Annotated in this window: 6 protein-coding genes, 1 tRNA gene and 1 pseudogene; 4 read left to right on the forward strand and 4 right to left on the reverse strand. The window is 40.9% G+C overall.

Annotation, left to right across the window (positions count from 1 at the left end):
- Both VB714_RS25735 and VB714_RS25740 read right to left on the reverse strand, forming a co-directional pair.
- A pseudogene (locus VB714_RS25735) lies at nucleotides 1-271 on the reverse strand (hypothetical protein); the annotation flags it as partial.
- A 331-nt stretch (nucleotides 272-602) separates the two neighbouring features.
- Nucleotides 603-674: transfer RNA gene (locus VB714_RS25740), tRNA-Thr, on the reverse strand.
- Between the two features lie 105 nt (nucleotides 675-779).
- On the opposite strand from VB714_RS25740, the gene VB714_RS25745 reads away from it, so the two are divergent.
- On the forward strand, nucleotides 780-1,049 hold the full coding sequence (locus VB714_RS25745; RefSeq protein WP_323228011.1) for a DUF3493 domain-containing protein: 270 nt from the start codon (nucleotides 780-782) through the stop codon (nucleotides 1,047-1,049).
- A gap of 309 nt (nucleotides 1,050-1,358) precedes the next feature.
- Nucleotides 1,359-3,875 (forward strand): ATP-binding protein, encoded by a 2,517-nt coding sequence (locus tag VB714_RS25750; RefSeq protein WP_323228014.1) that lies wholly within the window; start codon nucleotides 1,359-1,361, stop codon nucleotides 3,873-3,875.
- A gap of 46 nt (nucleotides 3,876-3,921) precedes the next feature.
- Here the strand turns inward: VB714_RS25750 and VB714_RS25755 are convergent, their stop codons facing one another.
- On the reverse strand, nucleotides 3,922-4,527 hold the full coding sequence (locus VB714_RS25755; RefSeq protein ID WP_323228017.1) for a hypothetical protein: 606 nt from the start codon (nucleotides 4,525-4,527) through the stop codon (nucleotides 3,922-3,924).
- Nucleotides 4,528-4,643: 116 nt separating this feature from the next.
- Here VB714_RS25755 and VB714_RS25760 point away from each other — a divergent pair, with 116 nt between their 5' ends.
- Complete coding sequence (locus VB714_RS25760; RefSeq protein ID WP_323228019.1) at nucleotides 4,644-6,887, forward strand: heavy metal translocating P-type ATPase; 2,244 nt, start codon at nucleotides 4,644-4,646, stop codon at nucleotides 6,885-6,887.
- A 79-nt stretch (nucleotides 6,888-6,966) separates the two neighbouring features.
- On the opposite strand, the gene VB714_RS25765 is transcribed toward VB714_RS25760, so the two are convergent.
- A complete protein-coding gene (locus VB714_RS25765) occupies nucleotides 6,967-7,671 on the reverse strand; it encodes a pentapeptide repeat-containing protein (RefSeq protein ID WP_323228022.1) in 705 nt (234 codons plus the stop codon).
- A 982-nt stretch (nucleotides 7,672-8,653) separates the two neighbouring features.
- On the opposite strand from VB714_RS25765, the gene VB714_RS25770 reads away from it, so the two are divergent.
- A partial coding sequence (locus VB714_RS25770) for a hypothetical protein (protein WP_323228024.1) occupies nucleotides 8,654-10,298 on the forward strand: 1,645 nt, incomplete at its 3' end.

The raw sequence follows: 10,298 nt of genomic DNA on the forward strand, positions 1-10,298 counted from the left end.
AATAATCGATTGACTTGCGATTTTTTCGCCATTCAAAACGTCGATGAGCCAAACAAGCATTATACAAATAAGCATGAAGACGACGTGCCTCTAACAAAGTTTGACACTGGATTTGATTGGGATATAACCGAAATGTCAATCGCCTGTCTTGGTGCGCGTTCCCTAGGCGAATGCGATTGTTCCGGTAGGTCGCACCGCTCGTTGCCATTTTTGCTTTTCCTTGATGGCTTGGACTATACTTGAATATAGCACTCACTCGAAAATTTGGCATGATTCCAAGTGCATCGTTTCCTGTGGCGGCGCACCTTTGGCAATCATCAAGCAGTACATCCAAAACCAAAGTGGAGGAAGAAATAAGGATGGTAGGGACGTTTCATGAAACGTCCGTACATTTCTGAGGGGGGATTTTCCGCCCCACCGTATAGACGAGTGGGGAAACCAATCCCCCCCTCAGACTCCCCCTATTGTTGTATTAAAGAAGGCGATCGCAATTTGCGATCGCCTTCTATTTTGATTTCTTTTCTTTCAATAGGGTAAGTTATAGTCATCATTATCATTTTGAGGTGATAACGACGTAAATTCTTATTATTGATGTATTTGGAAGCCCTCGACTGGATTTGAACCGGCGACCCTTCCATTACGAGTGGAATGCTCTACCACTGAGCTACGAGGGCAAATCAGAAAATGAAATTGTTCTTTGAGGCAGTTTTCATTTAGACACAGTTTCGTATTATAGCTGAAAATATCGCGATCGCCAAAAATCGCCTTTTTTCCTTTTTATGCCAGACAAAATTATGCCAGACCTGAAAAAAACGCCAAAATCCCTGAGTCCAGAGAAATATGCTCAATTGAGAGCCGAACTAAAATCGCCTTATCGGGGTTTGCGTCGTTTCGTCTATGTTAGTTTCGCTGCATCTGGGGCGATCGGCGCTCTGATTTTCCTTGCCCAACTGACTTCGGGACAGGAAATATACCGAGTATTTCCCAACTTTGCCCTGCAAGTAGGAATTGTCGCTTTAATGATTTGGCTGCTACAACGCGATCGCTAATTTTAATTCTGGTTAATGTGAAGTCGAAATAAAATAAGAATCTTGTTGAGATTGGGTGAGTTTTTGCAAATCTTCTCGAACAGAGGGATCGCATTTAACGATACTGGATTGGTCGAATTGCGATCGCGTTTGCATTCGCAATGCGTTATTATAGAATCAGAAAATACGGTAGGGGTTTGGTCTCCAAACCCCAGAGTCTCTTATTTACAATTCATTTAGTTGTGCTATATCAGGGGTTAGCTGCCGATTGAATGTGAGATAGAGCCAAATTATTGAAAGTTTTGATATCCTGCAATCCCAGAAAAAACGATGGAATTAAGTAACCTTAGCCGTATTTCCGGCAGTCCTGAGTTCATTGAAAAAGAGCCTCTCCGCGCCCTCGGATATATTCAATCTTATGGGGTTCTCTTGACATTGCAAGAACCTGAATTAACAATCGCACAAATTAGCAATAATAGTTCTAGCATTTTAGGAATTCATCCTGATGACCTGATTAATCGTCCTCTTAGTCTGCTATTCGATCGCGAACAAATGGAGCAGGTACAACAAGCACTAACTCAAGAAAATACAATTAATCCCTTAAAATTATCTCTACAAGCTGGAAGTTTTACGACCCAAGGCGATCGCGAAGTACGCTTTGATGGCATCCTCCATCGGTCAGGAAAGAAGGTGATTTTGGAACTAGAACCCCTTCTTTCCAAACCAGCATTTAATGAGTTAGATTACTATCGCTCAATTCATCGCATCGCCACAAAACTGCGACAAATCGACGATCTGCAAACCTTATTTGAAACTACTGTTACTGAAATTCGTCAGCTTACCGGATTTGACCGTGTAATGCTCTATCGCTTTAGCGAACAAGGTCATGGGAAGGTTATTGCAGAAGATAAAAAAGAGCATCTTGAAGCCTTTTTGGGGCTAAATTATCCTGCTTCTGATATTCCCTTAACTTCACGGGAACTGACCTTAGAAGTAGGAGTGCGCGTGATTGCCGATATTGCTATGCCTTCGGCTGAGATTATTCCTGTACTTCCTCAAGAAGAACCTTTAGATTTAAGTAATGCAGTCTTGCGTGGTGTTTTGGACTGTCATACTCAATATTTAAAAAATATGAGAGTTTCAGCTTCCTTAACTATTGCGATCGCCAGAGAAGGAGAACTTTGGGGTTTAATTGCTTGCCATCATTATACTCCCAAATATCTTCCCTATGCAATGCGGGCAGCTTGTAAATTGCTCGGCCAAATTATTTCTTTGGAAATGGCCACGAAAAAAGATCGCACTGACACTGATTATAAATATCACCTCAATCAGGTTCTTGTTAAACTGATTGAATGGATGTCAGTCGAGGAGAAAATTAGCGATGGATTAACGAATTCTCCTAACCATTTACTCGAGTTAACTGGAGCAACTGGGGTCGCAATTTGGCAAGATGACGATTGTATTTGCTTGGGGAAAACTCCAGAAATTGAGGCGATCGCCTCTTTGGTACAAATATTAAGCACAAAACATCCCCAAGAAAAAATTGTTCACACAAATTCTCTCGTTCAATTAGCTCCTAACTGGGCATCTCACAAAGAAATTGCAAGCGGACTCCTCGCTATTTCTCTTTCTGAAACTGAGTCCAAATATATCCTCTGGTTTCGACCGGAAACCCTACAGACTGTAAAATGGGCAGGGAGGCCTCAAGAAGCCTCACAACCCGGCAAAGATGGCGAAATTGTTCTTTGTCCCCGACAATCTTTTGCTTTGTGGAAAGAATTAGTCCATTTAGCCAGTTTACCTTGGAAAACCTGTGAAATTGAGGCGGCTTTAGAACTGCGAGAGGCGATCGTGAGGATTTCTCTACGGAAAGCCGATCGCCTTGCAAAACTCTATATCGCATTGCAAGCATCGGAAGCAAGGACAAGAGAAAAAGCAACCCAATTAGAAACAACATTACACGAGTTACAGAATATTCATAAACAATTACTCGATACTCAAACCCAATTGATTCAAAACGAAAAAATGTCCAGTTTGGGACAGTTAGTTGCAGGAGTTGCTCACGAAATTAACAACCCAGTTAACTTTATTTATGGAAATCTTACCCATACCGAACAAAGTATCCAGGATTTGATTGGAATGTTAAATCTTTATACCAAATATTATCCCGAGCCAATCCCAGAAATCCAATCAGAAGCAGAAGCAATTGAGTTAGATTTTACGCTACAAGATTTACCGAAAATGCTGGCTTCAATGCAAGTAGGCGCTCATAGAATTCAAGAAATTGTGCAATCTTTGCGGAATTTCTCTCGTTTAGATGAGAGCGATCGCAAAACTGTCGATCTCCATGAAGGTATTGATAGTACATTACTGATTTTGGGAAACCACCTGCAGCTAAAACCTAATGGATTTGGCATTCAAGTTATCAAAAATTATGGCGATTTTCCTAAGATTGATTGTTATCCAGGACAACTCAATCAGGTTTTTATGAACATTCTCGCTAATGCAATTGATGTTCTTGAGGAACGCGATCGCGATCGTTCCCCAGAAGAGATTAAAGCCAAACCCAGCCAGATTTCCATCAGTACAGAAATTGCTTCAAGCGATCGCATTTCGGAACCGCATCTTATTGTTCGGATTGCTGATAATGGTACGGGAATTACTCCAGAAAACTTAGAAAAATTGTTCAATCCTTTCTTTACGACCAAACCTATTGGCAAAGGAACGGGGATGGGATTAGCAATTAGCTATCAAATTATCGTTGAAAAACATAGTGGTGTGCTTACTTGTCAGTCTGAATTAGGACAAGGTGCAGAGTTTACTATCGAAATTCCCCTGATTAAATAATACAAAAATACCAAATATAAATAGGGTTTGCCTTGATGATTTTCATTTACAGACAATTTCTCAAACAACTTTTTAAAATGCCTAATATTTTGCCAATATCTTTGATATAATACTCGACATTATCAATATAAACAGTTGTCTCCTCAATCTTTAAAAATCGCCAGTTTGTACCCGAGGTGACAACACCATAAATAGTTTTTATATTGTTCTCTTCTCGTTGATTAAAAATTTGTGCTGCAATCATTTCAGCGATACATTGACCTAATCCAGAAATTATATCTTCTTTCTTTGCTTCAACAACAGCGATTACGGGAGAACAAATTAAGAGTTGTTCGGGAGATAAGCTAATTAAATAGTCACAAATTCCTTTTAATCCTTGTTCTGGATCGACATTAAAATCTTTTCCAGAAAACAAACTAATTTGATAATTTAACTGTCTTCGGAGTTCTAAAAGAATCGGTGTAATAATCATCTCCGAACGAGATTTTTCTGTATTAATTGTTACCGCTAAAGTTAAATTTTCTTGGATTGTAAAAGCAAGATGTTCGCTATACTCAACGTCAACAATATCAGCAAATAGATTGCTTCTTTCATTTAAGGTAATCGCAAATTTTTTGATGATATCGCGAATCTGAAAGTTGCTATAGGACATTACTTTTCACCTCCAATTATAAATTTCTGTAAAGTTTTAATTTATCTCCTTGACTCTCCCCTTGACTGGAGACTTTATCCTAGAGAGAGTAAGCGATCGCCAATCAGGAGAAAATCATGCAAACCCATCTACAATTACAAGGTATGAGTTGTGCGGGATGTGCTAATAACATCGAAAAAGCAATTCAAGGGGTGTCTGGAGTTAATGAATGTAATGTTAATTTCGCCCTTTCTCGCGCTACCGTGACCTATAATCATCGTGCAACTACCCTCGGCACCATCCAAAAAGCGGTAGAAGATGCAGGGTATCATGCTGCACCTTTAGATGAAGACGGATCGGAAGATACTGAAAAAATCCTTCGAGAAGCACGACAAAAGAAGCTGACTGAGAAAGTTATTGTTGGTGCGATCGCGAGTTTTTTCCTTGTCTTTGGTTCGATCCCAATGATGACAGGATTACAAGTTCCTTTTATTCCGATGTGGCTGCATAATCCTTGGTTACAATTGGTGGTTAGTTTACCCATTATAACATGGTGTGGAAAGGACTTTTTTAGCGGTGCGTGGAAATCTTTCACCCATCGAACTGCTGACATGAATACTCTTGTTTCTTTAGGGACGGGATCGGCTTATCTTTATTCTTTATTTGCTACCTTTTTTGCAGATTTTTTCCGCGATCGCGGTTTAACTCCCGATGTTTATTATGAAGCGGCTGTTGTGATTATTACCCTCATTCTCTTTGGCAGATTGTTGGAAAATCGCGCTCGAGGAAAAACCTCGGAAGCTATTCGTAACTTAATAGGTTTACAAGCTAAAACAGCGCGAGTGATTCGTGCAGGAAAAGAGCGAGATATTGCGATTAAAGAAGTCATTATCGGTGATATTATTATTGTGCGTCCAGGGGAGAAAATTCCGGTAGATGGCGAAATTATTGCGGGAACTTCTGCAATTGATGAAGCGATGATTACAGGGGAATCAATGCCTATTCAAAAACAAGTAGGAGATGAAGTTATTGGGGCGACAATTAATAAGACAGGAAGTTTTAAATTTAAGGCTTCTCGCATTGGTAAAGATACAGTTTTAGCGCAAATTGTCAAGTTAGTACAAGATGCTCAAGGGAGTAAAGCTCCTATTCAGAAACTTGCCGATCGCGTTACGAGTTGGTTTGTTCCCACTGTCATGATTATTGCTCTCATTACATTTATTTTGTGGTTCATTTTAACACAAAATATTACTTTTTCACTGGTAGCAATGGTTAGTGTTTTAATTATTGCTTGTCCTTGTGCTTTAGGATTAGCAACACCGACTTCTATTATGGTAGGAACGGGAAAAGGAGCAGAAAATGGGATTTTAATTAAAGGAGCAGAAAGTTTAGAACTTGCTCATAAATTGCAATCTATTGTTTTAGACAAAACGGGAACTATTACCCAAGGAAAACCCAGTGTTACGAATTATATAACAGTGAAAGGAATTGCTGAGGGAAATGAGATCGATGTGTTAACATTAGCAGCAGCAGTAGAAAAGAATTCCGAACATCCATTAGGACAAGCTGTTGTAGAATATACACGATCGCAAGGTGTTAAAAACTTATCTGATGTTACGGATTTTGAGGCGATCGCCGGAATGGGAGTGCAAGGAAAAGTATCGGGAAAATGGGTGAGAATTGGGACGCAACGCTGGCTTAAACAGTTAGGAATTGAGACAGAAATATTCAGCGATCGCGCCCGAGAATGGGAAGCAGAAGCAAAGACAACAGCATGGATCGCTATTGATGAAAAAATAGCAGGTTTATTGGCGATCGCAGATAGTCTTAAACCTTCTTCTATCGAAGTAATTAGCACTTTGAGAAAGATGGGTTTAGAAGTTGTGATGATGACGGGAGATAATGCAAAAACTGCTACGGCGATCGCCAGAGAAACAGGCATTCAACGCATTTTTGCTGAGGTGCGACCCGAGCAAAAAGCTGATAAAATTAAGGAATTACAAGCAGAAGGAAAAATTGTCGCTATGGTAGGGGATGGTATTAATGATGCTCCTGCACTCGCACAAGCGGATGTTGGATTGGCGATCGGGACAGGTACTGATGTTGCAATTTCTGCTAGTGATATTACCTTGATTTCTGGAGATTTGCAGGGTATTGTTACGGCAATTCAACTTAGTCGTGCTACTATGAATAATATCCGCCAAAATCTCTTTTTCGCTTACATTTACAACGTTTTAGGGATTCCCATTGCAGCAGGAATTCTTTATCCTTTTTTCGGTATATTACTCAATCCGGCGATCGCAGGAGCAGCAATGGCTTTTAGTTCTGTTTCTGTTGTTACCAATGCTCTTAGATTACGCAATTTCAAACTAAAAAAATAGGACAAACTTTACTTTTTTTAGAGAATATTCAATTGATTCTGGAGAAATGCGGCGATCGCGAACAATATTCAAATGAATTTTAGAAATTGCTTGTCATCAAAATCTCTTCATCTATATTTCCAGCAATGAATCTTGCTCCTTGTTTTTCAAATTCGCATTTCATCATCTCAGAAATTCCCCAATTGTTACTCAGATCGGCATTTTCAAGAAGAATACCTCGTAAATTAGCAGCACGGAGATCGACATTGACAATAATAGAATTAGTAAACTTTGCCCCGCGCAGATCGGCATTTTTTAAATTGACATCTGTTAAAATGGCATTGCTTAAATCTGCTCCTTTTAAAATTGCCCCTTCTAAATTGACAGAAGTTAACCAACTATTTTTTAGATCGGCACCACTGAGGTCCGCATGACTCAAATTTGCCCCTTCTAAATTTGCCCCCTGCAAATTCGCACCGATCGCTTCTGCACCCTGCAATTGAGCATCGCTGAGATCGCTTTCCTTTAATTTTGCCCCAATCAGATCGGCTCCCTGCATATTAGCGGCGATCGCATCAGTATGACTCAGATCCGCACCACTTAAATTGACCCGCAGAAGATTTGCTTCAATCAAATTGGCATATTTTAAATTAGTCTCGCTTAAATCTGCCGCCGTCAAATCGGCACAAGCAAGGTTAATATTTTGTAAATTAGCACGTCTAAGACGAATGCCGATCAGTTTTTTGCCCCAAAGATTAGTTTCGCTTAAATCAATGAAAGTTGCATTTAAAGAAGAATCTTGCATCACTCTATCTCCTGTCCCTATTGATTGGTATAACTTGTCGCATCTGGCGATCGCTGGAAAACTTTCGGCTGCTTGCTTCGACTTTATCCCCCCATTGTGACAAAACTATGACGGTAAGGTGACAGTTTTATAACCTGTTGGGTCCCTTGAACGTTAAACTGAGAAAGGATTAACCTGTGACATCTCAATATTACCCCCATCGACATCGATCCCTTTTCTCTTCCCCTCGCAGCAAAAGCGGCTCTTTTACTGGCTATTTAGCGATCGCCTTCTCAACTCCCCTAATATTAAGAAATATTACACCTTCTTGACATTTACCCAAATGCTTGCATGGCGATCGCCAACAGCGATGCCCAACAGCACAATTACGAACTCCCTCCTTTAAATATGGGTTACGAGCAGACTTGTTGGGGAACGACGAGTTAGCAGCGAGGCAACTTTTTACATTCAAAAAAGCAAAACAATGCGATCGCATAACTCAGAAAATTGTTCCCATCTTTACAAGAACTTTATAATTATCGCTTATTTTTGATAATTTCTTAAAGCGAGAACGAAAATAGCAAAATTCTAGAAACAGTGATTAGTATAACTACGCAAATTGCTCAAAATCACCATTTAAAAACAAAAATTTTAAGCGATCTGTCGGATGTGAGAAAAATAGATATGCCCTTAAAGTAGTAATGTGGCGATCGAGAAGAATTTAGTCTAGCTTCGGTCTTGACAAAACTGCCGTTTATCTCTTCTCTTTTTGCACAAATTAACTGGCATCAAAAAAACTTTTCGAGTCTCGGGAACTTCTCGAAAATAACGAACATCTAAATAATCTAACAGGGTGAAAACGAGGGAAAATATTTTTTAACTCTCTCTAGAGAGCAATTTGCTCCCTCAGTAGTTTCTCCAAGCTGTATCTAACCTCTTCCGGATAAGTTTTATCCCTTCCCCCCAGAAATATCAATTTTTATTCATCAACTGGAGTTTGAACATGGTTTCTAAAACATCTCGTTCTATTGCCCTTGGTTTGGGAATTGTCAGCACCTTAGCACTGGCTACTGTTCCCGCTAAAGCGCAAATTCAAGTTACTGGCGGTACCGTTTCGGGAAATGCCGCTTACTTCATTCCCGAACTCGCAACTCAAGGCATTCGTCCTTTCGATCTGCAAGTTCAATCTCTGACTATTGTTAGCCCTAACGGAACTCTCACTAACCCTGCCTTTGTTCCCACGGCTCTCGGCGGCTACACCGATACAGATGGTGGTAACACAGTTACGAGTGGAGATACGGGCTTAATTCGCGGTCGCCTTTCTGGGATTGGTTTTGACTCCAATGGTTTCATCATTCCTTTCTCTCAAGTTGATACCATTTTAGGCTATCAAGTCGGCAGCTTTGCTTCCGATACCTCCATTGTTGGTTCTTTACTGAGCGCTGGCTCTTCCCAATACTTCCTTTCTAACTTGTATGGCAATGTCGGCGATGTCCTCATCCCCGGTAAAATGGAAGTTGGCGCTCTCAATGGCGATCTGAAAACCGGTTTGATTGCTCTGCCCAGTACCATTCAGTTTTCCGGTAGTTCTGGAGGCAGCTTAATTCCCGGTACTTTAGAGTTGGCTTCAAAAGTCAAATTTGAGTTCAAGGGTAACAATGCTCAAGTTGCAGCAAATACCACTGAAAATGACTTAAATGGAGCCGATGGAGAAATCAAGTTCCTCGGTGAAGCTGATTCTTTCAAGATTGAAACCATTGGTGGTGGCGATCTCAAGGTTAAACTCAGTGGCACGGATGGTGTTGTTGATTTTAATCTAACAAATGGAACGACTGTTGGTTCTGTAACCGATGGAACGGGATTTGTTGCGACCGATACTGTTGACTATAAGATTAAAGGACAAGGAACGGGAATATTCGGTTTCTTGAGTGATGTAGGGGCGAATTTTGCCGGTACTAATGCCACTTCAAGCGGCGGTCAACCCGTTGAGTATGACTTCACGCAAGCGAATGGTTTTGAGTCTAAAGGAAAATTACGCGGAGATATCGCGATCGCCCTTGCTGTGGGACAAACTTTTGACTCCAGCATCACGAGTGTTTCCAGTTTCAGTGCAGCCCAAAGCCAAATCCTGAGTGCAGCGAATATCGCTTCCACGAACAATACAGTTACTCAAATCAACACGGTCAACAACCTGAATATTGGTGGTTTTTCCTTCAAGTTCAGTGGAGGCAAGATCGATCTATCCAACATCTTCAACGCTGATGGTACAACAACGGCTGCTGCGTCCCAAACCACTGCGGAACAAGATTTCTTTAAAGCATTGGTCAACAGCGTCTTAGATGAGCTTAAATTGTCTGGTTCTATTACGTCATTTAGCACCGATCTCAATGCTGGCACCTACGAACTTCTCGGCGCACCGTTGTATTCCTTTGCTTTCACGTCTCCCGGACGTTCTGGAAAAGTTAAAATTCGCTTGGTTCAACGGGGTGGCGATCGCTATGTGATTGCTCTGCGCGGAGGTGGTCGCGGTCGTCGCGGTCGCGGACTGGGTGTAGCAGTCGGTGGCTTTAAGTTTGTCGGTCCTACTTCTCGCATCTTCCCCACTTTGGTCGGAACAGCAGATTTAACTCCCGAACAAATTCAGTCGG

It is taken from the genome of Spirulina sp. 06S082 (assembly GCF_034932145.1).
Taxonomy (GTDB): Bacteria; Cyanobacteriota; Cyanobacteriia; order Cyanobacteriales; family Spirulinaceae; genus CCY15215.

Coding starts and splice junctions, on each gene's coding strand:
- VB714_RS25745 (WP_323228011.1), top strand. CDS start 780: ATGCCAGACAAAATTATGCCAGACCTGAAAAAAACGCCAAAATCCCTG.
- VB714_RS25750 (WP_323228014.1), top strand. CDS start 1,359: ATGGAATTAAGTAACCTTAGCCGTATTTCCGGCAGTCCTGAGTTCATT.
- VB714_RS25755 (WP_323228017.1), bottom strand. CDS start 4,527: ATGTCCTATAGCAACTTTCAGATTCGCGATATCATCAAAAAATTTGCG.
- VB714_RS25760 (WP_323228019.1), top strand. CDS start 4,644: ATGCAAACCCATCTACAATTACAAGGTATGAGTTGTGCGGGATGTGCT.
- VB714_RS25765 (WP_323228022.1), bottom strand. CDS start 7,671: ATGCAAGATTCTTCTTTAAATGCAACTTTCATTGATTTAAGCGAAACT.